The following is a 20,026-nucleotide window of genomic DNA, read 5'->3' as shown; positions in this document are numbered from 1 at the left end:
CTTACGTCGAATTCCCGCAGGCTTAACTCGAGTTTATCCGTTCGAAATAGCTCAATAGAACGTTCACGGCGGCCACAGACGAGTAAGTTCCCGTTGCCAGGCCGACCGTCGGAACAAACCGTCAGCCGACCAGCTCTTCGGCGACCAGGGTCGCGTCCATCAGCTGCGGGTCGAGCGCGAGATCGAGCTGGCCGCGGACGAACTCCGGGACCGTGCGGTCGCCGTAGGCGACCGTCCGAATGTCGTCGTTGAGATCGCAGACGATCGGAATCGTCGTCGCCTGATCGACGTCGGTCAGCACGTACAGCTCCGCCTCGAGGACGCCCGCCTCCTCGAGGGTCGGTCGGGAGAGGACGCCGTTGACTCGAGCGACGTCGACGCCCTCGGCCTCGAGGGCGTCGCCGATGCCGTCCTCGTCGGGGCCGGCGACGATAGCTCGCACGCTCATTCGTACTCGATGGTCGCGGGCGGTTTGTGGGTGACGTCGTAGACGACCCGCGCGACGGTCTCGTTCTCGCCGGTGATCCGCGACTGGATGCGCTGGAGCGTCTCCCAGTCGAGCTCCTGGGCCCGGGCGGTCATCCCGTCGCGGGATTCGACCGACCGAACCGAGACGACCCAGCCGTGGACTCGGTTGTCGCCCTTGACGCCCGTCGCCTTGCCGATCACCGCGGCCAGAGCCTGCCACGGATCGTACTCCTCGAGTTCCTCCTCGACGACGTGGCAGGCGTGACGGGCGACTTCGAGTTTCTCCTCGGTGACCTCGCCGATAACTCGGACGGCGAGTCCGGGGCCGGGGAACGGCATCCGCTCGGCGACGAGTTCGTCGAGTCCGAGGTGACGGGCGACCTCCCGGACTTCGTCCTTGTACAGATCGCGGACGGGTTCGACGATACCGTCGAAGTCGACGACGTCGGGCAGGCCGCCGACGTTGTGGTGGGACTTGATCCCGCCCTCGCTCTCGATGCGGTCGGGGTAGATTGTTCCCTGGACGAGGTAGTCCGCGTCCGCGTCCGTGGCCTCGCGCTCGAACTCGCGGATGAACTGCTCGCCGATAACCGCCCGCTTCTCCTCGGGGTCGGTGACGCCCTCGAGCGCCTCGAGGAATCGATCCTTCGCGTCGACGATCCGCAGCGACTCCATGTAGTCGAACGTCTCGCGGATCTGGGCGGTCTCACCCTTCCGCATCAGCCCGGTGTCGACGTAGACCGGGGTGAGCTGGTCGCCGATCGACTCGTAGGCAAGCGCCGCCGCGACGGAGGAGTCGACGCCGCCCGAGAGGGCGATGACCGCGTTCGCGTCGCCGACTTCGTTCTCGATCTCTTCGACTGCTTCGGGGACGAACGTCTGTGTGTCGACCATCAGTGGGTTACCTCGGTTTCGCCGTCTGTCGTCGTGTCGTCTGTGGTACGCTCGAGTGCGGCCTCGACCAGGCCGAGAAACGGCGGACTCGGCTGTCCCGGTCGGGACGTGTACTCGGGGTGGAACTGCGTGCCCAGGAAGTATGGGTGGTCCTCGAGCTCGAGGATCTCCATGCGGTTGCCCGCGGTGCCCGAGAACACGAGCGGCTCCTCCTCGAACCGGTCGAAGTACTCGGGGTTGACCTCGTAGCGGTGGCGGTGGCGCTCCGAACAGGAGGTGTCGCCGTACAGCTCGTAGGCGAGCGTCTCGGGCTCGATCACCGTCGTGTGCTCGCCGAGTCGCATCGTCCCGCCCATGTCCTCGACCTCGTACTGTTCGGGCAGGATGTCGATGACGGGGTGGGGCGTCTCCTCGTTCATCTCGGCGGAGTGGGCGTCCTCGAGACCCAGCACGTTCCGGGCGTACTCGACGACGGCCATCTGGAAGCCGAGACAGAGCCCGAGGAACGGAACGTCGTTCTCGCGGGCGTAACGGACCGCCTCGATTTTCCCCTCGGAGCCGCGCATCCCGAAGCCGCCGGGAACGATGACGCCGTCCATCCCCTCGAGCTGACCGTCGTGGTCGTCCGCCAGCTCGTCGGCGGCCACCCAGTGGACGTCGACGTCGACACTACGGTCGAAGCCGGCGTGTTTCAGCGACTCGTGGATGGACATGTAGGCGTCCTCGAGGTCGTACTTGCCGACCAGCGCGACGTCGACCGAGCCGTCTTTCTCCGTCGTGACGATCTTTCGCCACTCGTTTGCTCGCTGCCCCTCCGGTAAGGCCTCGCTCGCGAGTCCGAAGTGTTCGAGGACGTACTGGTCGAGCCCCTCTTCCTCGACCATCAGCGGAACGTGGTAGACGTCCTCGACGTCGGGGTTCGAGAACACGGCCTCCGTCTCGATGTCACAGAACAGCGCGATCTTCTCCTTCGTTTTCGGCTCGAGGCGGTCCTCGCAGCGCCCGACGATCACGTCGGGCTGGAGCCCGATCGAGCGAACCTCCTTGACCGAGTGCTGGGTTGGTTTGGTCTTCTGCTCGCCGTTTTTCGAGTACGGGACGAGGGTGACGTGGGTGAAGAGGATATCCTCCTCGTCTTCCTCGTGGGCGAACTGGCGTAAGGCCTCGAGGTAGGGCATCCCCTCGATGTCGCCGACGGTGCCGCCGACCTCGACGATACAGACGTCGGTTCCCTCCGCCGCTTCGCGGATGCGGCGCTTGATGTCGTCGGTGATGTGAGGGATGATCTGGACCGTCTTCCCCAGGTAGTCGCCGGCCCGTTCCTTCTCGATGACGTGCTGGTAGGTCTTCCCCGTCGTGACGTTGTGATCGGAGGTCATGTCGACGTCGAGGAAGCGCTCGTAGTTCCCCAGGTCGAGGTCGACCTCGCCGCCGTCCTCTAAGACGTACACCTCCCCGTGCTGGTAGGGGTTCATCGTCCCCGCGTCGACGTTCAGGTAGGGGTCGACCTTCACCGCGGTGACGTCGAAGCCGGCGTTTTTCAGGAGCCGACCGGTGCTCGCGGCCGTGATCCCCTTCCCGAGCCCCGACATAACCCCGCCGGTGACGAAAATGAACTTGTTCCCCAGCGAGGGATCATAATGAGTGTCCGATTCCGTCGGCATACCGAGTGTCCGCGCGAACGGTTGAAAACGATTTCGGGACCGGCGCGCGCCCGGTAACGGCTGTCAGTGCCGACGGTGACAGGTTCGAGCCTCGGCTCCCCGGATGTCGCGGAAAACCCGCTACGACCCGCCGGGATCCTCGTCCTGTACCTCCACGATCCGAGACTGGTCGACGTACTCGATCTCCCCGCCCAGTCGAAGCTGGATCGTTCGTCCGGGCAGGTCAGGATCGTCGTCATCGGTCGGCTCCTCCGGAACCGAGACTGCGGTTACGCCGCCAACCGAGACGTCCCGGCGCTGGATCGGGTCGTCCTCGTACTCGATCGTCTCCCAGGTCTTCAGGTCGAAGTCGTCAATCTCCTCGCCGAAGTACTCCTCGGGCTCCTTGTCGACCGTGTCCTCGGTCTGGGACTCGCCGGTCGTTCGGTTGTCATCGAACTGAACCTCCTCGTGTTTGTACTGTTTGAGATGAACCAGCATACCCCGACACACCACAAACACGTAGTTAACCGTTGGAGTGGAAGGAGCAACCCGTTAATCAGTGCTACCGTCCCGCCGACGGCTCGGTTCGGGTCGGCGACGGTCGATCCTGCGGCGATCGGTAGCTCGAAAGGGTCCTCGAGCGTCTTCCCGAGTATGGACTCCCAGTCCGACCTCCGCGTCACGGTCGGCGACCGCGAACTGACCGCGACCTGGACCGACGGCGCGCCCGAAACACGGACCGCACTCGAGAACGTCCTCCCCGTCTCCGGCGACGCGATCCGCTGGGGCGACGAACTGTACATCTCGGCGTCGCTCGACGCTCCGCTCGAGGGCGGCCGGGAGGTCGTCCCCGAGGGGGCGATCGCCTACTGGCCCGCGGGCGAGAAGCTGTGTCTGTTCTGGGGGCCGACACCGGCGAGCGTCGACGACGAACCCCGCGCTGCCGCACCCGTCACCGTCGTCGCCCGACTCGAGGAGACGGCACCGCTCGCGGATCTGACTGGTGGTGCAGAGCTGCGCCTCGAGCGTGCCGACGAACCGTAACTCGAGCGAACACGTCAGACGCGTATCTTTTTGCGGATCGACCGCGTAGCGAACCGTATGTCCCTCGAACACCGCCGGCCGGTCGCGAACGCCGACCAGCCGGATCTCGGCTTCCAGGCCGCGTTCGGCTTCTATCTCGGCCTCGTCGCCGGCGGCCTCGTCGCCCTCGTCGGGCTGGCGGCCGACGTGACGACCGCGACGCTGCTCGGCACGATTCCGACCGTCGTCACCGCCGTCACGCTTATCGGTCACGTCCTCGCGAAGCGCTCCCACGGCCTTCCCGAGCGGATCGGCCGTCGCCGTCGCCTGCGACTGGCCTGCTATCTGCCGGCCGTCGCCTTCGCCGCGGCGGCTGTCGCGCCGAGCGTGACCCCGCTCGGATCCGACGCGCGGTCTCTCGTGGTAACGGTCCTCCTGGCGCTGGTAGTCGGCGTCACCGCCTTCGGACTCGCGACCCTGTGTCGAAACCGGTTCGTCCGGGCGGTTACCGCAGATGAGCCGGCGGCAACGTGGGCCTATCGACCGGCGGGGCTGCTCCACGCGGGAAGCGTTCTGGTCGCACTGTCGCTGGCGTTCGTCTTCGTGGCCGGTGTCGCGAGTATCGCCGCCGGAAGCCTACGTGGGCTGTTCTGGATCGCGTTCGGCGCCCTCATGTTCGTCTGGACGTGGGCCGTCGGCAAGGGTGACGACAACGGCAAGAAGTACTACGGCAACCGATTCTCGCTCGACGTGGATGCACAGACCCAGCAGGGCAAACTGCGCGCACACGACCGCGGCGTTCGACACGACCAGGGCCGCTCGAGACGGCTGATTCCCTGGGAGAAGATCTCCGACGTTCGGCTCACGGAGGACGAACTCGTCCTCGAGCGGCGGTTCCGGAACCTCCGCTGTGATCGCGACGCGATCGACGACCCCGAGTCGGTGTACGAGGCGCTCGAGGAGATGAACGCGCGCGCCGAAACGAGGAACTGAACCGTAGAACGACCGTCGCTATTTCCCCCAGAAGGGGTCCCGACTGCGCTGCTTGTCGAGATACATGTTCAGCGCCTCGAACTCGTCGCCGGGGATCTCGCTCGAGAGCTCCTGTTCTAAGATCTTCGCGTGTTTCTCGGGGATCTCGATCCAGAGCTCGTCGTCCTCCTCGATCTGGCGGCCGACGGTGGGACCGTCGATGGCGACCGAGACGCGGTTGCCCGCGCGGGCCTCGTCGACGTCCTCGCCCTGCTCCTGGATCCCCTTGACCTGGCCGACGCGCTCGGCCTCGTTGCCCTCGAACTTCACGACGTTCGCGTTGTTCTGGACCGTCCCGGAGTTGACCTCGACGCCGACGACCGCGGGGTCGTTCTGCCGGAAGGTGTGATCGGGCAGAATCCGGAAGCGCGCGGGACGGACGATGTTCTCGAGGATGGTGTCCTGCTGGGCGCGCTCGAGGTCCTCGACGAACTCCTCGTACTCCTCGATCAGCTGGTAGATGACCTCGTCGGTGAAGACGCGGACGTCCTCGATCTCGGCGCGCTGTTCGGCGTCGCCGAGCACGTCGACGTTGAAGCCGAGGATCACCTGTTCTTTCCCCTCCTCGGCCGTCGAGGCGACCGAGACGTCCCGCGGGGCGACGTCGCCGACCTCCGCGCGGACGATCGGCACCTCGGCCTCCTCTAAGGCGTCGGCCATCGCCTCGAGGCTGCCGAGCGTGTCGGCCTTGACGACGACACCGGCCTCTTCCGTGTCGACGGCGATGCTCGCGAGTTCGTCCTCGACCTCCGCGACGACGTCCGCGCGGTCGCGGTCGCGGATGACGCGAACCGGGGCGCCCGCGATCGCGTCGCCCAGATCGGGCGCGGCGACCTTGATCCCGGTCGCGGCCGACACCTCGTCGACCTTCTCGAACCGGCTCTCGGTGCGGATCTCCTCGAGCGGTCGGGGCTGGAGCAGCGCGCGGACGTCGGTGACGATCGGCTCGTTCGTTCCGCCGACGACGATCGTATCGCTCGCCCGGAGCGTCCCGTCGTAGAGGACGAGATCGATCGTCTTCCCGAAGCCCTTCTCCTCTTTGACCTCGAGGACGGTGCCGACGCCGGGGCCGGCGACGTCGATCTCCATCTCGTCTTTCATGTAGCGCTGGGAGAGCCCCATCATCACGGCCAGCAGGTCGGGCACCCCTTCGCCGGTCATCGCCGAGACGGGGACGACACCGACGTTGCGCTGGAAGTTCTGGACCCGCCAGTACAGATCGGCCGAGAACCCCTCGTCCGAGAGGTTGCCGATGATCTCGTAGAGGCTCTCGTCGAGCCGGGAGCGCACGCGGTCCGATTGGGCCTCGTAGGTCGCGTTGATCGGCGAGTCCTCGTTTGCGTTCCAGCCCGGAACGGTGTCGATCTTGTTCGCGGCGACGATAAACGGCGTTTGGGAGCGCTGAAGGATGTCCAGCGCCTCGAGCGTCTGGGGCTGGAACCCGTCGTTGACGTCTACCACCAGGATCGCGATGTCGGCCAGCGCCCCGCCGCGCGAGCGCAGCGTCGTAAAGGAGTGGTGGCCCGGCGTGTCGATGAACAGCAGGCCGGGCAGGTCGAAGTCGTCCGGGTCGACGAGTTCGCCCGCGATCGAGGAGATAACGTCGAGCGGAACCGCGGTCGCCCCGATGTGTTGGGTAATCGCGCCCGCTTCACCCTCGATGACCGCGGAGCCGCGGATCTTGTCGAGGAGACTGGTCTTGCCGTGATCGACGTGTCCGAGGACCGCGACGATCGGCGTTCGCAGAGATGTGGGGTCGTGTGTATCCGAATCAGACATGGTGACCACCCGAGAAGGTCTTGGGTAAACCGTCCGTAGGACGGTAGTTAAACCCATCGTCACGGCGCTCGGGTTTATGGAACTCAGTGTTCGATCGGCCCGTGGAGTTTAATAGCAACTAGTAAGTACGGGGTAGCATGAGCGAAGTGCTCGCCGAGAACCTCTCGGGGAAGTCCGTCATGGGGTCTGACGGGACGGAACTGGGAATGCTCTACAACATCACGACCGAGATCAAATCGGGGACGCTCCACGACCTCGTTATCGAACCGAACGACGAACTACCAAACCAGACGATCGACTTCGACACCGACGACGACGGCCGGTTCCGCGTGCCCATCAACCGCGTCCGCGCCGTGAAAGACTACATCGTCATTCAGCGCTAACCGTATGTACGTTCTCGACTCCTCGGCTTTTATCCACGACTATCACACGACCGAACAGATCGCGACGATTCCGCTCGTCCGCGAGGAACTCAAAGACGAGAGCGCCTATCGCTACGACGCGATGGAGGGCTCGGGGATGCACATCCACATCCCCAACGAGGATACGACCGAGAAGGTCAGCCGCGCGGCGAGCGAATCGGGCGACCTCGAGGTCCTCTCGGACACCGACGTCAGACTCGTCGCGGCCAGCTTCGAGCTCGACGCTACCCTCGTCACCGACGACTACGCGATGCAAAACGTCGCCGAAAAGCTGAACGTCGACGTCGAGGTGATCGCCCGGGACGGGATCGAAGAACAGCGTAGCTGGCGGTTCCAGTGTCAGGGCTGCGGACGGGAGTTCGACGAGGAGAAAGAGCGCTGCCCGATCTGCGGGTCGGGACTGGCGCGCAAGAACCCGACTTAAACGACCAGGATAATCATCTGGATCGCGTTGTACGCGCCGTGGACCAGCGCCGGTACCACCAGGTTTTCGGTCCGTTCGTAGATGAACCCGAGCACGAGCGAGAGTCCGAACAGCACGACCAGACTCGCAAGAATCTGACCGGGGCCCGCGGTCGCGTACGCGACGACGTGAACCCCCGCGAAGATGACGCTCGAGACGGCGATGGCACCGTACCGCGAGAACGTCTCGTACAGCGACTTCTGGATGACGTTTCGGTAGAGCAGCTCCTCGAAGGGACCGACCACTAGCAACATCCCGGGGACGATCACCATCAGCAGCTCGGGGTTCTGTTCGACCTGCTGGGTCGTCCCGTGGTCGGCGGTGTCGACGCCGACGACGGTCATCGCGACCGAGATCGCGACCAGCGCGCCGAACAGCAGGATCAGCCCGCCGACCGTCCAGCCTACCGCTCGCAGGTTCGGCACCTCGAGGTCGAGAAACGACAGGTCGTACCCGCGAAGCGCCATGGTGAGCGCCGCGACGGAGCCGAGCCCGAGCGCCGTCGAGAGGTACTGGAGGAGCTGGCCCTGCATACCGTCGGCCCCGAACAGGGGAGCGAGAAAGACGCTGACCAGCGCCATCGCGATCAGTCCGGCGAAGCCGACGACAGTCATCGTCGAGAACCGATACGTCCGCTCGATCAGTCCGCGCGCCGAGACGCCACGGTAGTCGGCGGCTGCGACGCCGATCGAGCCGCCGGCCGAGGCGAACGCCAGAAAGAGCAGCGAAACGGTTCCGTCGAGACCGGGAACGGCCGTCGATCCGGTGATCCCCTGGTTGAGCGCGTACCCGGTCAACAGCACGACACCCAAACTGGAGCCCGCGGCGAGGGCGGCGCCGGGTACCACGCCGAGTGCGCCGTGACGGCGAGCGAGGAAGGCGACGACGGAGACGACCGCGAGCGCCCCCGCCAGCTGGACGAACGGATCCCCGATCCCGTCGCGGACGGGAGCGAGGACGGCGACCATGGCGACGACCGCGGGAACGACCCCGAGCGACGGGACGATCGAGTCGTCGGTCCCGCTCCCGTCGCCGGAGCGTGCTGTCTCGTTCATATCCGTGCATTCGATCGCGCACTCATAGGGGCTCCGCAATCGATCATCGGAACCGCTGCGCGATCGCATCGATCGAACGAAGAGTTAACAACCAGGATACAGAACGCACGCCCATGAAGCGTGAGAGCGTCCCGCAACCGAAACGCCGCGTCGGTCGACGACCGGTAGCGGTTACCCGCCGACCCGCCTCCGCCGAGGATGCCCGCAAGTCTCGAGGCGGGAGCGAACTCGTGCGGTGAGCGAGATGAGCTTCATCGCCGAGTACTCGCTGTCGAACCACCCGATCATGCGAACCGCACGCCGCCGGGTGCCCGAGGTGACGATCGAGGTCGAGACGAGCAGTCGAATCGCCACGACGGCTCCCACCTCACCTTTCGAGCGAGCGGCGCGACGGAAGCACTCGAGCGGTTCTTCGAGGCGCTGGCGGACGATCGATCGGTCGACGTGTTCGAACGACTCTCGACGGTCTCCGAGCGGTGTCTCTTTCGCGTTCGACTCACCCCCGAGGGGGAGCGAGGGATGACCTACGCCGACGCCTTCGAGCTCGGCATCACGTTTCTCGACATCGAACTGCGAGCGGAGTCGGTTCGCTACCGGGCGCACTTTCCGAGCCGGGAGGCGCTGGCGGCCTACCGGGAGCGTTGTGACGAGCGAGAGTTGGCGTTTTCGCTGCGGCGGCTCTACCGGAGCGAGGACGACGCGGCCGAGCGACACGACCTCACGCCCCGCCAGGCCGCCGTTCTGCGTCGCGCGCTGGAACGGGGGTACTTCGACGTCCCGCGGAAGGTCTCCACCGAGGAGCTGGCCGAGGAGTTCGATATCTCGAGCCAGGCGCTCTCCGCGCTGCTCCGGCGCGGCCAGCGGGCGATCCTGCGGGACGCGTTCGACGACGAGGAGGAGGGACGACTGGCGGTCTGGATTACCGTTCCACGCGGAGCTCGGTCTTCTCCGCGACGGCGTCGGCCTCCTCGAACTCGCCGCCGCCGAGCAGGCCGCGGGTCGCCTTCTTCGCCCACTCCACGGCGGGCTGTTCGAACGTGTTGACGCCGTAGAGTTCGCCCGCGAGCACGCAGGCCGCCTCCATCCCGTACAGCAAGCCGCCGAGCTCGTACTCGTCGACCCGCTCGAGTTCGATCCGGACGTTCGGCCGGCCCGCAGCGGCGAGGCTGGCCTCCGTCGCCTCGAACTCCGCGTCGAGCAACTCGCCGAGCGTCGCGTCGCCGAGGTAGGCCAGATCGTCAACCTCGGTGTCGGGGATCGATCGATCCTCGCCCTCTCGAGGCGTGACGAACGTGACCACCTTGTCCCGCGGTCCGGCACGGTAGAGCTGGAGCTGGGAGTGCTGGTCGGTGACGCCGAGCGCCCGCAGGGGCGTCTGCCCGAGGTCGTCCTTCCCGAGACTCTCGGCCCACAGCTGGGCGAACCACTCCGAGTAGGTCTCGAGGGACTCGGCGTAGGGGACCATCGCGTTCATCCCCGCGCCGCGGGCGTCCAGCGCGTAGCTGGTCGCCCCGTAGGCGTAGGCCGGACAGTCGAACAGCGAGCCCGACAGGGTGTCGGCCTCGGCTGTGGCCCCCTCGAGCAGCGCCTCGAGGTCGTGGCCACAGACCGCGGCGGCGACCATCCCGACGGCCGAGAGCGCCGAGAAGCGACCCGGAACCCCGTCGGGAACTTTCAGCGACGGCAGGTCGTGGCGCTCCGAGAGATCGCGGAGGGGGCCCGACTCGCCCGTCGTCACGATCGTTCGTTCGGTCCAGTCGACGCCCGCGTCCTCGAAGGCCTCCCGGACGACCAGGAAGTTCGCCAGCGTCTCCGCGGTCGTCCCCGACCGGGAGACGACGTTGATCGCGGTGTTCTCGAGGGGGAGTCGCTCGAGATGGCTCGAGATCCACGCGGGGTCGACGTTGTCGAGGAAGACGGTCTCGGTGTCGGAGTCGAGCGCCTCGGTGATCGTCGCCGCGCCGAGTGCGCTGCCGCCGATACCGACGGTCACGAGGGCCTCGGCGTCGGCGACGGGTTCGACCGCCGTGCGGATCTCGTCGGGGTCGGTTCGATCAGGGAGGTTCAGCGCCTCGTAGCCGTGTTCCCCGTTTGCCATCCCGTCCTCGATGCGTTCGTGTGCGTCGGCGACCTGCTCGTCCAGGCGCTCGAGCGAGCCTCGAGAGACACCCGGCGAAGCGACCGACGCGAGCGCGTTGCCGATGTCGACGTCCATGCTGGTGAGGGCACCCGCCTGCGGTAAAGGCGTTCCGTCACGCGCTGCGGTCGACGGGCCTCAGGCGAACAGCAGGAGGAGCGAGAACGCGATCGGCGCCAGCGCCAGCAGGACGAATACGTGCCGCCAGGTGCCGTACGACGGCTCCTCGACCTCGCCGCTTCGTCGGTTCCGCTCGTAGGCCACCCACGCGCCGGCGACGATCGCCAGGAGTGCGATCGGTACGACCGCGAACATGACGAAGCTCCAGCCGACGAGGGCCTCGAACGCCCAGAACCCGACGACCGTTCCGAGAAGGGTTCCACCTAGCAGCGCGTCCGTCGGTAACCGCGCGCCGAGCAGGGCGGTCCCGAGGGCGAGCAGCGTGAACCAGGCGACGAGAAGGAGATCCCCCGCAGGCTCGAGCGCCGGTACCGCCACCACTCCGTACAGCGAACCCGTGGGGACGATTGTCCCGAAAGCGAAGGCAGATCCGAAGAGGACGATATCCGATCGTTCGTTCACGAGTACGGGTATGTCGAAGCGGGTGAAGTACGTGTCGGCCAGTTGTAACGCTCGCGTCGGGTAGCGCTTCGGACGCGAGGACGTCGTCGAGGTCGACGTCCGTGCTCGAGCGGGTGCCGCTCGCGGCGGGCTCGTTTCCGGACCGGGTGTACTCTCGACTGAACACACCCGCGGTCCCGTCGACTGGCCCGATCCGAAACCCCAAAACCCGCCACGCGTCTACGAGCCGCTATGACCGAACAGACGGGCACGTTCGTCGTCACCCACGCCGAAGCGGAGTCGGCCGTCGTCCGCGACGTCGAGACCGCACAGGTACACACCCTCTCGTCGAACCCCGGCCTCGAGGTCCACGACGTCCTCGAGGCCACCGTTGCGCCCGAACCCCCCCTGGAGGTCGCCTGGGAGGTCGTCGACGTCGCCGATCGGCGGACGATCGAGCTGGTCGACAGCGACCTCGAGCCGACCACTCACGAGAAGGAGCTCGCGGCCGGCGCCGAGGTCGGCGAGCTGATCCAGGAGGAGCGAGCGGGAACCGGCGAGATCCACGTCTTCAACCTCGAGTCGGAGGTCGAAGCCGCAGCGCAGGACGTCCTCGAGGACGAGGAGACGGTTGCTCGAGCGGCCCGGCTCGAGGCGGTTCGCGTCGAGGTGCGTCGCTCGGCCGACGACGGCGTGTTGAGCGTTCGGTACCTGCCAGATTGAACTCGCTACCCGTGGCTCGGGCCGCCCTTGCTCTGGACGCGCCAGCTCCCCTGGATGCCACAGGCCTCGCGGACGTCGTACTCGATCTCGGTGTCGTCGACGATCCGCGAGCCGCCCTCGACGTCCTCGACCCGTAGCGGGACGTCGAGCGTGTTGCCACAGCAGCCGACGCCGACGAACTCCTCCCAGAGATCGCCCGCCTCTGCGGTGTCGCGTGTCTTACGAAGGAACGCCCGGAACGAGGGTTTCTCGACCTGAAACCGACCCCACTCGGAGAGATCCGCGGGGTAGGAGACGACGACTCGCTCGGCGAAGGCGTCCCGGGCGGCGTCGGACGGGTCCTCGATCATCGTCGACGATTCGGGAGTCTCTGGGGTCATACTCCCGCCTACGGGCTCGAGCGGTTTTAGCTCGTCGTCGATCCCTCGATTATTCTCACAGGAGATTGGCACAGAAATTAGGAAGGCTTACACGGCCCGACTGCCAGGTGGGTGGTATATGGGGTATTTCGACGTACCGGAGATCGATTACACCCGGTACAGCGACCGCCAGCTGGCGGCGGTGCCGCTCGCGGTTCTCGGGGTCGCACTGCTCGTTCTCGTCGGGTCGTTTCTGCTGTTCGGAACGCCGGTCCAGCTCGGGATGGACTTCGCCGGCGGAACGGAGCTGACGGTCCAGACGACCGCATCGGAGGGTGAGATTCCGGAGGCGTTCGACGAGGAGCCCGAATCCGTCCAGTCGGTCGCTTCGGAGGACAACCAGTACATCGTGCAGTTCGCCTCGACCGACCAGGAGGCGCTGAGCGAACAGGCCGAGGCCAACTTACAGCCCGACGGCGACGCCGCGGTCATCCAGCAGGTGTCCTCGACGTCGGCGAGCTTCGGCGAGCAGACCCAACAGACCGCGCTGCTCGGTATCGCCGTCGCCTTCCTCGGAATGAGCGTGCTCGCGTTCGTCCTGTTTCGAACGTTCGTTCCCTCGATCGCGATCGTCGTCTCGGCGTTTTCGGACATCGTGATTCCGCTGGCGTTCATGTCGATCGTCGGCATCCCGCTCTCGCTGGGGACGGTCGCCGCGCTGTTGATGCTGATCGGGTACTCCGTCGACTCGGACATCCTGTTGAACAACCACGTCCTGCGTCGGGGCGGTGACTTCTACGAGAGCACCCACCGGGCGATGCGAACCGGGGTGACGATGACCGTCACGTCGATGATGGCGATGCTCGTGATGGGGATCGCCGCGTGGCTGTTCGGCGTCGAGTTGCTGTCGTCGATCGGCATCATCCTCTTCGTCGGCCTCGCTGCGGACCTGATGAACACGTACATGCTAAACCTGAGCCTGCTTCGGTGGTACATGTTCCACGGGGTGGCGCGATGAACCCGATCGCGTTCGTCAAGGAGTACTGGCGGATCCTCCTGCTGGTGCTGTTCGTCAGCGTCGCGCTCGTCGCGCTGTTCGTCCCCGGTGGGGTGATGGACGACGACACCCTCGTCGAGGAGGAAGACGAGGAGTTCGACGAGGGGCCGACGAACCTCGAGTACGGCCTCGGCTTGGACGGCGGGACCCGAATTAGCGCGCCGCCGGTCGGCATGAGCGCCGACATCGACATCGAGCCGGAGCAGGAACGCGAGGTCGAGTCGACACTCCAGGACGAACTCGGGGTCGACGCCGCCGACGCGATCGTCCGCTACCACGAGGACGACAACCGCTTCACCGCCGAGGTGTTCGCCGAAGAGGTCACCGCCGCGGAGTTCGCCGCCGCCTTACAGGAGGCCGGCGTCGACGTCGACGAGGGCGACGTCAGCGACGAGGTCACCCAGCAGACCCGCGACGAGATCATCCAGACGATCGAACTGCGGATCAACGAAGCGGGGCTCTCGGGCGGCACCGCCTACCAGGAGGCGACCGTCGGCGACGGCTACTACATCGTCACCGAGGTGCCCGGGATGAGCCCCGCGGAACTGCGCGAGATGCTCACCGAGCGCGGGGACGTCCAGATCGTCGCCTACCACCCCGAGGAGGACGGGAACCAGACCAACGAGACGGTCCTCCAGGGTGAGGAGTTCGCCAGCGTCGGATCGGCGTCGTACAACGACCAGGAAGGATACCACTACGTTCCCGTCACCGTCGACGACGCCGAGGACGGGGACGGCTCCAGTCCGGCCGCCGACTACCAGGAAGCGATGAACGAGTACGGCTTCACCGGCGAAGGGGTCGGGCAGTGTGCCGTCCACGACCGCGAGACCGGCGAGTTCGACTTCGATCCCGACGCTCCGCAGTGGTGTCTGCTCACCGAGGTCGACGGCGAGGTCGTCGACGCCCACAGCATGAGCCCCGATTTAGGCGAGAGCATGGCTTCGGGCAACTGGGTGAACGATCCCGTCTTCCAGATGATCGTCCCGACCCAGCAGGACGCCCACAACCTCGCGGTCAACCTTCAGTCGGGCGCCCTGACCGCGCCGCTTGACTTCGAGCAGGAACAGACGTTCTCGCTCGAGCCCGCGCTCGCGGATCAGTTCAAGACCTACTCGCTGCTGATCGGCGTCCTCTCCATACTAACGGTCAGCGGGATGGTCTACCTGCGCTACAACGATCGCCGCGTCGCCGCACCGATGATCCTCACGGCGCTCGCGGAGGTGATCATCCTGCTGGGCTTTGCGGCGCTGATACGCATGCCGCTGGACCTCTCTCACGTCGCCGGGTTCATTGCCGTCGTCGGGACGGGGGTGGACGACCTCATCATCATCGCCGACGAGGTGATGGACGAAGGCGAGGTCAGCTCCCAGCGGGTGTTCGAGTCGCGGTTCCGCAAGGCGTTCTGGATCATCGGCGCCGCCGCCGCGACGACGATTATCGCGCTGTCGCCGCTGGCCGTGTTGAGTCTCGGCGACCTGCGCGGATTCGCGATCATCACCATCCTCGGGGTGCTGATCGGCGTGCTCATCACCCGGCCCGCCTACGGCGACATCCTTCAGCGCCTGCTGACGGACAAGTAGCTCGAATAGACCGCTCGCCGCCTCGTTTTGCTCAGTCGTCGCGACAGCGCGGACACCAGTCGACGCGGTCGCCGTCGCCGTGGGCGCGCACGAAGTCGAACGATACGGGGTCGTCACAGTGTGTGCAGATCGGCATCGTTGTACTCGCAACTGGAGCGTCTCTACGGGCAAGAGGCGGCTCCCTGCCACCGCAACCCGGTTCGCTCCACACCTCGAGCCTACGTCGGAACGACGTTCAAAACGCCGACGCTCTCGAGGACGAGCCAGACGACGAACACCCCGTACGAGCCGAGCAACAGCCAGGCCTCCCGCTCCGAGAGCAGCATGTCGGTCCGGGCGATGGCGAAGAAGACGACCGTCGCGAGGACGAGAAACGCCATCATCGGGACGATGTGGGCGAACGTGATCGCAAGCGAGCCGGCGACGAGTACGCCGGCTGGAACCGCGACCAGCAGGTCGAAGACGTTGCTCCCTAGTACGTTCGCCAGGCTGACCGACGGCCGACCCGCACGGGCCGCGGCGACGCTGACGAAGACGTCGGGGACGCTCGAGCCCGCGGCAACGACGATCATTCCCCAGAGGAACGCGGGGGTGCCGAAGGCGTCGCCGAGGCCGATCGCGGCTCGGACGAGTCCCTCGACGCCGACGACGATGACGAACAGCCCGGCCCCGAACCACAGCCAGGTTCGCAGGAGGTTCACCGACGGGTCGGCCTCGAGTTCGTCCTCGGTCGCGTCGAGGTACTGAGTGAAGACGTAGAGGCCGTACAGCGCGAGGGGAAACAGCGCGAGCCACCGCGTGACCTCCCCCTGCAGTCCGGCCCCCTCGAGGGGGTAGTAGATCACCGCCAGCGAGAACGTCAGCAGAAGCACGGCCACTGCGAGCATGTAGAACAGCGCCTCCTTGTAGACGAGCTTTCGGCTCGTCTCCATCTCTCCGGCGCCGACCAGCACGGCGAGTCCCGGGATCACGAGCAGGTTGAAGACGGCCGAGCCCACGATCGCGCCGACGCCGAGCTCGAACTCGCCGTGGACCAGGGTCGCGAGCAGGACGCTCACCAGTTCGGGCATGCTCGAGCCGACCGCGGCGATCACCGCGCCCTGGACGACCGGCGGGACGCCGTAGCCGACGGCGATCCGATCGGCCGCGTCCTCGAGCCAGACGCTTCCCTTCCAGACGATGCCCGTCGCGACGACCGCGAGGACGAGGAACCAGACGATCTCGAGCACGACGTATCAGCTACGACGTAGGTCGGGACCGCGCATAAAACGGCGACATGAAGCCGACAGAGATCGGTTCATCGGAACTGCTCGAGGCCCGTCTGCTCGGCCTCGGCGAGGACGTCCGCGCAGGTCGACCACGACTCGCGGGCGAAGGGCGGCAGCTCGCCGTGGTCGGCGACGTAGGTCTCGAGGAACGCCCGCGTGGTCGGATCGCTCGGGTAGCCGCTACCGACGGGGCCGTACTCGTCGGCCAGCGCGGCCATCGAGGCGTCGCGTTCGACCTTGGCGACGACGCTCGCCGCGCCGACGATCGGGTCCTCGTCGTCGGCGCCGTGTTCGGCATCGAGGTCGAGGTCGCACTCGAGGTCGCAGGCGTCGGCGACCCGGCGGGCGAAGCGACCGGCGTCGGTGTCGCAGGCGTCACAGAGCCCCGACATCGACGAACCGGCGGAAACGTCGGCGGCCTCGAGGGCAGCGCCGATCGCCTCGGCGTGGGCCCTGACCGCCAGCGAGTTCATATCCGTTTCAGGGTCGTCGATCAGGGCCGGCGTGATCTCGCTGACGCCGACGGCGATCCGGTCGTCCTCGCGCAGGGTCGCCGCCAGCTCCTCGCGGCGCTCGGGGACGAGGCGCTTCGAGTCCGCGATTCCCTCGGGGAGCGCGTCGGAGTCCGCGACGTGGACGGCCGCAGCGAACATCGATCCCAGTGCGGGACCTTTTCCGGCCTCGTCGACGCCGAACGGCATGGCTCGAGGATCCGTCGCGATCCGCTAAGCAGTTTCGGTGTTCGAACGCCGGATTCGCCGCTCTCGGGGAGGGCGAACGGACCCTACGAGACGAGTTCCTGTGTTCCCGCAACACATATCATGGCCGGATGAAACGTAGTTGTCGTGATCGAACGAACCGAGCTTCCGTTGGAGGCATACTACGACCTTACGGAGATCACTGAAGTCGCAGTCTCGCCCGACGGTGATCGGATCGCGTTCGCCGCGACCGAGTACGACCAGGGCGCCGACGAGGCCGTCGTCTCGCTGTTCGTCGCCCCGACGAACGGCTCGAGGGAACCACATCGGCTGACGACCGTCGCCGGTGCCTCGAGTCCGGTCTGGAGCCCGACGGGGGACGAACTCGCGTTTCTCGCCGCGCGGGAGGCGGACGTCGGGCGGCGGGTCGGATGGCGGGACCGGGAGGACGAGGGAAACGACTCGAGTGTAGCGGGCGGAGACGAAGACTCCGACGCGACGGATGACGCGAATGGGCCCGAAGCCGACGACGAGCCGAAACCGCAGGTGTGGCTGTTCGACCTCGCTCGAGGCGGTGACGCCCGGCAGGTGACCGACCGAGAGGAGGGCGTCGCGGAGTTCGACTGGAGCCCGGACGGCGACCGACTCGTGATCGCCGCGCGAGATCCGACCGACGACGAACAAGAGTATCTCGAACAGGTGCACGAGGGTGGCCCGATCGAGACAACGCGCCTCCAGCACAAGGTCGACGGGACCGGCTGGACCGACGACGTGACGAGCTACCTGTTCGTCGTCGACCGCGAGTCGGGCGAAGCCGAGCGTCTGGACGACGCCTACGGCGGCGGTGCGTTTCAGGATCTTACGGGGATGGAGCCCCGCTGGGGGCCGACCGACCGCATCGCCTTCACGTCGTGTCGACTCGAGCAGCCCGACGACACGCTGGTTCGGGACGTGTACACGATCGCTCCCGACGGCTCGGACCTGCGGCGGCTGACCGACGGCGACTGGCAGTGTACGCGACCGTCCTGGCGCGACAACGGGACGCTCGGCTTCGTCGTTCGCGATCCGGAGGACTGGACGAAGCCCGACGAGCTCTACGCTCACGACGGCGAGGAACCGCGGTCGTTGACGGCCGACCTCGACAGGGGCGTCGCCCGCGGGGCGACGATCAACTGGGTCGACGACGCGGCGTACGCCCTCGTCGGCGACGAGGCCAGAACGCGGCTCGTTCGCGCCGGGATCGACGGCGCGGTCGAGCGAACCTTCGAGGCCCAGGGCGACGATCGGGCGATCCTCGCGTTCGACGTCGCCGACGACGGCTCGACGGCCGCGCTCGTGTTCTCACACCCCCAGGAGGGGACGGACGTCCACGCGGTCGCGGTCGACGACCTCGAGGCGGCCGAGGAGCCCGAGTCGCTCCGGCGGCTCTCGGCGGTCAACGCGGAGCTCACCGACTCGTACCCGATGCCGGAGGCGCGCCGCGTCGAGTGGGAGTCCGACGGCTGGACCATCAACGGGGTCGTCTACCACGACCCGGAACTCGACCTCGAGGACGGCCCCCACCCGCTCGTGGTGGCGATCCACGGCGGGCCCCTGTCCTACGACGAACCGGTATTCAGCTTCGCCCACGCGGCGCTGACGAGTCGGGGCTACGTGCTCTTCCGCCCGAACTACCGGGGCGGTACCTCCCGCGGACGGGAGTTCGCCGACGTGTTGCGCGGCCGCTGGGGCACTGCGGAGGTCGACGACGTCGTCGCGGGGGTCGAAGCGCTCGTCGATCGGGGGTGGGTCGACCCCGAGCGCGTCTTCGGCTACGGCTTCTCCTACGGCGGCGTCGCACAGGGCTACCTCGTCACGCAGACGGACCTGCTGACCGCGGCCGCGCCGGAGCACGGCATCTACGACCTGCGCGCGGACTTCGGGACCGGCGACACGCACAACTGGATGGAGGCCGACTTCGGCCTCCCCTGGGAGAACCCGGAGAGCTACGACGCGGCCTCGGCCGTCCTCGACGCCGGCGAGATCGACACGCCGCTGCTCGTGACGGCGGGCGGCGAGGACTGGCGCTGTCCGCCGTCGCAGTCCGAACAGCTCTACACCGCCGCGCGCAAGCAGGGGGTCGACGCGAAACTGATCGTCTACCCCGACGAGCACCACAACATCGGCGACCCCGACCGGGCGATCCATCGCCTCGAGCAGATCCTCGAGTGGTACGAGACGCACGATCCGGCGAGAGAACATCCGTCAGACGAGTGAGCGACCGTCTCTCGGCAGCTTCAGTCGGATCGGATCCGTATCGCAGCAACCTTCACCGTGCTCGAGCAGGTGAAGCTGTTACCCGATCTACAACTTTTTGAGTTGAGCTGTCGTTAGCGACGGTATGGGCAGCGTCGACGTCATCGAACGGATCAAGCTGTATCCGGCGATCCTCCCCTTTCCGGCACTCGGTGTGTTGATCGTCGGTGGGCTTCTCGGCAACACGGCGCTCCTCGCGGCCGGCATCCTCGGGTTGCTCGCTGTCCCGATGCTCGTGTTACTGTTCGGCGACTCCGAGACGATCGAGCGGTGGTGGGGAGCGGAAACCGCCGAACGACTCGCCGCCGATACCGAGGAACCGAACGCCGAAACCGACGCGTTCGAGATTCTGAAACGGCGATATGCGTCCGGCGAGCTCGACGAGGCGACGTTCGAACGCAGAGTACAGACCCTTCTCGATGCGAACGCGCTAGCGGAATCGAGTGTCGGTTCGAACGACTTGCCATCGGACGAACAGACGCGTGTCGATGACAGGACCGACACCAAGCCGACGATTCGACCGACCGAAGAGCGCGAGGGATCCCTCACGGAGGACGTTCGATAAT

At 66.6% G+C, this 20,026-nt stretch carries 21 protein-coding genes and 1 pseudogene; 10 read left to right on the top strand and 12 right to left on the bottom strand.

The window, feature by feature from the left end; all coding sequences use genetic code 11:
- Positions 1 to 121: 121 nt before the first annotated feature.
- The 4 genes from ACFEMD_RS12185 to ACFEMD_RS12170 form a co-directional block, all read right to left on the bottom strand.
- Entirely contained in the window at positions 122 to 448 is a 327-nt protein-coding gene (locus ACFEMD_RS12185; RefSeq protein WP_394741265.1) for a DUF7126 family protein, read from the bottom strand.
- Positions 445 to 1,362: a glutamine-hydrolyzing GMP synthase gene (guaA, locus tag ACFEMD_RS12180; RefSeq protein ID WP_394741264.1), complete on the bottom strand. Its 918-nt coding sequence runs from the start codon at positions 1,360 to 1,362 to the stop codon at positions 445 to 447. Before guaA ends, ACFEMD_RS12185 begins: the two co-directional genes overlap by 4 nt.
- On the bottom strand, positions 1,362 to 3,026 hold the full coding sequence (locus ACFEMD_RS12175; RefSeq protein WP_394741263.1) for a CTP synthase: 1,665 nt from the start codon (positions 3,024 to 3,026) through the stop codon (positions 1,362 to 1,364). Before ACFEMD_RS12175 ends, guaA begins: the two co-directional genes overlap by 1 nt.
- A 120-nt stretch (positions 3,027 to 3,146) precedes the next feature.
- Positions 3,147 to 3,506, bottom strand: a complete 360-nt coding sequence (locus ACFEMD_RS12170; protein WP_394741262.1) for a hypothetical protein — start codon at positions 3,504 to 3,506, stop codon at positions 3,147 to 3,149.
- A 156-nt stretch (positions 3,507 to 3,662) separates the two neighbouring features.
- Between ACFEMD_RS12170 and ACFEMD_RS12165 the strand changes: the two genes are divergently transcribed.
- A complete protein-coding gene (locus ACFEMD_RS12165; RefSeq protein ID WP_394741261.1) occupies positions 3,663 to 4,052 on the top strand; it encodes a cyclophilin-like family protein in 390 nt (129 codons plus the stop codon).
- Between the two features lie 57 nt (positions 4,053 to 4,109).
- Positions 4,110 to 5,024, top strand: a complete 915-nt coding sequence (locus ACFEMD_RS12160) for a hypothetical protein (protein WP_394741260.1) — start codon at positions 4,110 to 4,112, stop codon at positions 5,022 to 5,024.
- Between the two features lie 18 nt (positions 5,025 to 5,042).
- Here ACFEMD_RS12160 and infB read toward each other — a convergent pair whose 3' ends face one another.
- Complete coding sequence (infB, locus tag ACFEMD_RS12155; RefSeq protein ID WP_394741259.1) at positions 5,043 to 6,842, bottom strand: translation initiation factor IF-2; 1,800 nt, start codon at positions 6,840 to 6,842, stop codon at positions 5,043 to 5,045.
- A 137-nt stretch (positions 6,843 to 6,979) separates the two neighbouring features.
- On the opposite strand from infB, the gene ACFEMD_RS12150 reads away from it, so the two are divergent.
- Both ACFEMD_RS12150 and ACFEMD_RS12145 read left to right on the top strand, forming a co-directional pair.
- A complete protein-coding gene (locus ACFEMD_RS12150) occupies positions 6,980 to 7,225 on the top strand; it encodes a PRC-barrel domain-containing protein (RefSeq protein WP_005554042.1) in 246 nt (81 codons plus the stop codon).
- A gap of 4 nt (positions 7,226 to 7,229) precedes the next feature.
- Positions 7,230 to 7,688 carry an NOB1 family endonuclease gene (locus tag ACFEMD_RS12145; protein WP_394741258.1) on the top strand — a complete coding sequence of 153 codons (459 nt, stop codon included), beginning with the start codon at positions 7,230 to 7,232 and terminating at the stop codon, positions 7,686 to 7,688.
- Here ACFEMD_RS12145 and ACFEMD_RS12140 read toward each other — a convergent pair.
- The gene (locus tag ACFEMD_RS12140; RefSeq protein ID WP_394741257.1) at positions 7,685 to 8,782 is read right to left on the bottom strand and encodes a CPBP family intramembrane glutamic endopeptidase; all 1,098 of its coding nucleotides are present in this window, start codon (positions 8,780 to 8,782) and stop codon (positions 7,685 to 7,687) included. The two genes, ACFEMD_RS12145 and ACFEMD_RS12140, sit on opposite strands and share 4 nt — an antisense overlap.
- A 198-nt stretch (positions 8,783 to 8,980) precedes the next feature.
- On the opposite strand from ACFEMD_RS12140, the pseudogene ACFEMD_RS12135 reads away from it, so the two are divergent.
- Positions 8,981 to 9,595: pseudogene (locus ACFEMD_RS12135) on the top strand (helix-turn-helix domain-containing protein); the annotation flags it as partial.
- Positions 9,596 to 9,701: 106 nt separating this feature from the next.
- Here the strand turns inward: ACFEMD_RS12135 and ACFEMD_RS12130 are convergent.
- Both ACFEMD_RS12130 and ACFEMD_RS12125 read right to left on the bottom strand, forming a co-directional pair.
- Entirely contained in the window at positions 9,702 to 10,997 is a 1,296-nt protein-coding gene (locus ACFEMD_RS12130) for a glucose-6-phosphate isomerase (protein WP_394741256.1), read from the bottom strand.
- A 60-nt stretch (positions 10,998 to 11,057) separates the two neighbouring features.
- Complete coding sequence (locus tag ACFEMD_RS12125; RefSeq protein ID WP_394741255.1) at positions 11,058 to 11,501, bottom strand: hypothetical protein; 444 nt, start codon at positions 11,499 to 11,501, stop codon at positions 11,058 to 11,060.
- 231 nt (positions 11,502 to 11,732) lie between these two features.
- Here ACFEMD_RS12125 and ACFEMD_RS12120 point away from each other — a divergent pair, with 231 nt between their 5' ends.
- Positions 11,733 to 12,203: a DUF5812 family protein gene (locus tag ACFEMD_RS12120; protein WP_394741254.1), complete on the top strand. Its 471-nt coding sequence runs from the start codon at positions 11,733 to 11,735 to the stop codon at positions 12,201 to 12,203.
- 5 nt (positions 12,204 to 12,208) lie between these two features.
- On the opposite strand, the gene ACFEMD_RS12115 is transcribed toward ACFEMD_RS12120, so the two are convergent.
- A complete protein-coding gene (locus ACFEMD_RS12115) occupies positions 12,209 to 12,553 on the bottom strand; it encodes a hypothetical protein (RefSeq protein WP_394741643.1) in 345 nt (114 codons plus the stop codon).
- A gap of 148 nt (positions 12,554 to 12,701) precedes the next feature.
- Between ACFEMD_RS12115 and secF the strand changes: the two genes are divergently transcribed.
- Together secF and ACFEMD_RS12105 are read left to right on the top strand one after the other, a co-directional pair.
- The gene (gene secF / locus ACFEMD_RS12110; protein WP_394741253.1) at positions 12,702 to 13,580 is read left to right on the top strand and encodes a protein translocase subunit SecF; all 879 of its coding nucleotides are present in this window, start codon (positions 12,702 to 12,704) and stop codon (positions 13,578 to 13,580) included.
- Positions 13,577 to 15,199 (top strand): preprotein translocase subunit SecD, encoded by a 1,623-nt coding sequence (locus tag ACFEMD_RS12105; protein ID WP_394741252.1) that lies wholly within the window; start codon positions 13,577 to 13,579, stop codon positions 15,197 to 15,199. Before secF ends, ACFEMD_RS12105 begins: the two co-directional genes overlap by 4 nt.
- Positions 15,200 to 15,230: 31 nt before the next feature.
- Here ACFEMD_RS12105 and ACFEMD_RS22070 read toward each other — a convergent pair whose 3' ends face one another.
- The 3 genes from ACFEMD_RS22070 to rnhB all read right to left on the bottom strand — a co-directional run bounded on the left by ACFEMD_RS22070 (position 15,231) and on the right by rnhB (position 17,168).
- Complete coding sequence (locus tag ACFEMD_RS22070) at positions 15,231 to 15,335, bottom strand: DUF7563 family protein (RefSeq protein WP_449289265.1); 105 nt, start codon at positions 15,333 to 15,335, stop codon at positions 15,231 to 15,233.
- Between the two features lie 82 nt (positions 15,336 to 15,417).
- Positions 15,418 to 16,428, bottom strand: coding sequence for a sodium:calcium antiporter (locus tag ACFEMD_RS12100; RefSeq protein WP_394741251.1), 1,011 nt, complete (start codon positions 16,426 to 16,428; stop codon positions 15,418 to 15,420).
- Positions 16,429 to 16,496: 68 nt separating this feature from the next.
- The gene (rnhB, locus tag ACFEMD_RS12095) at positions 16,497 to 17,168 is read right to left on the bottom strand and encodes a ribonuclease HII (protein WP_394741250.1); all 672 of its coding nucleotides are present in this window, start codon (positions 17,166 to 17,168) and stop codon (positions 16,497 to 16,499) included.
- Between the two features lie 144 nt (positions 17,169 to 17,312).
- Between rnhB and ACFEMD_RS12090 the strand changes: the two genes are divergently transcribed.
- A complete protein-coding gene (locus ACFEMD_RS12090) occupies positions 17,313 to 19,421 on the top strand; it encodes a S9 family peptidase (RefSeq protein WP_394741249.1) in 2,109 nt (702 codons plus the stop codon).
- Positions 19,422 to 19,545: 124 nt separating this feature from the next.
- Positions 19,546 to 20,025, top strand: a complete 480-nt coding sequence (locus tag ACFEMD_RS12085) for an SHOCT domain-containing protein (RefSeq protein WP_394741248.1) — start codon at positions 19,546 to 19,548, stop codon at positions 20,023 to 20,025.
- The last annotated feature ends 1 nt before the right edge of the window (position 20,026 follow it).

It is taken from the genome of Natronococcus roseus, assembly GCF_043677095.1.
GTDB classification, from domain to species: Archaea; Halobacteriota; Halobacteria; order Halobacteriales; family Natrialbaceae; genus Natronococcus; species Natronococcus roseus.
Note: the sequence above shows the minus strand (reverse complement) of the source record. Positions and strands in the feature narration are given on the sequence as shown.

Excerpts from the sequence above, each read along its gene's own strand:
- ACFEMD_RS12160 (WP_394741260.1), top strand. The coding sequence starts at position 4,110 with ATGTCCCTCGAACACCGCCGGCCGGTCGCGAACGCCGACCAGCCGGAT.
- ACFEMD_RS12140 (WP_394741257.1), bottom strand. The coding sequence starts at position 8,782 with ATGAACGAGACAGCACGCTCCGGCGACGGGAGCGGGACCGACGACTCG.
- ACFEMD_RS12185 (WP_394741265.1), bottom strand. The coding sequence starts at position 448 with ATGAGCGTGCGAGCTATCGTCGCCGGCCCCGACGAGGACGGCATCGGC.
- ACFEMD_RS12145 (WP_394741258.1), top strand. The coding sequence starts at position 7,230 with ATGTACGTTCTCGACTCCTCGGCTTTTATCCACGACTATCACACGACC.
- secF (WP_394741253.1), top strand. The coding sequence starts at position 12,702 with ATGGGGTATTTCGACGTACCGGAGATCGATTACACCCGGTACAGCGAC.
- ACFEMD_RS12130 (WP_394741256.1), bottom strand. The coding sequence starts at position 10,997 with ATGGACGTCGACATCGGCAACGCGCTCGCGTCGGTCGCTTCGCCGGGT.
- infB (WP_394741259.1), bottom strand. The coding sequence starts at position 6,842 with ATGTCTGATTCGGATACACACGACCCCACATCTCTGCGAACGCCGATC.
- ACFEMD_RS12150 (WP_005554042.1), top strand. The coding sequence starts at position 6,980 with ATGAGCGAAGTGCTCGCCGAGAACCTCTCGGGGAAGTCCGTCATGGGG.
- guaA (WP_394741264.1), bottom strand. The coding sequence starts at position 1,362 with ATGGTCGACACACAGACGTTCGTCCCCGAAGCAGTCGAAGAGATCGAG.
- ACFEMD_RS12170 (WP_394741262.1), bottom strand. The coding sequence starts at position 3,506 with ATGCTGGTTCATCTCAAACAGTACAAACACGAGGAGGTTCAGTTCGAT.
- ACFEMD_RS12175 (WP_394741263.1), bottom strand. The coding sequence starts at position 3,026 with ATGCCGACGGAATCGGACACTCATTATGATCCCTCGCTGGGGAACAAG.
- rnhB (WP_394741250.1), bottom strand. The coding sequence starts at position 17,168 with ATGCCGTTCGGCGTCGACGAGGCCGGAAAAGGTCCCGCACTGGGATCG.
- ACFEMD_RS12115 (WP_394741643.1), bottom strand. The coding sequence starts at position 12,553 with ATGATCGAGGACCCGTCCGACGCCGCCCGGGACGCCTTCGCCGAGCGA.
- ACFEMD_RS12165 (WP_394741261.1), top strand. The coding sequence starts at position 3,663 with ATGGACTCCCAGTCCGACCTCCGCGTCACGGTCGGCGACCGCGAACTG.
- ACFEMD_RS12120 (WP_394741254.1), top strand. The coding sequence starts at position 11,733 with ATGACCGAACAGACGGGCACGTTCGTCGTCACCCACGCCGAAGCGGAG.
- ACFEMD_RS22070 (WP_449289265.1), bottom strand. The coding sequence starts at position 15,335 with ATGCCGATCTGCACACACTGTGACGACCCCGTATCGTTCGACTTCGTG.
- ACFEMD_RS12085 (WP_394741248.1), top strand. The coding sequence starts at position 19,546 with ATGGGCAGCGTCGACGTCATCGAACGGATCAAGCTGTATCCGGCGATC.
- ACFEMD_RS12105 (WP_394741252.1), top strand. The coding sequence starts at position 13,577 with ATGAACCCGATCGCGTTCGTCAAGGAGTACTGGCGGATCCTCCTGCTG.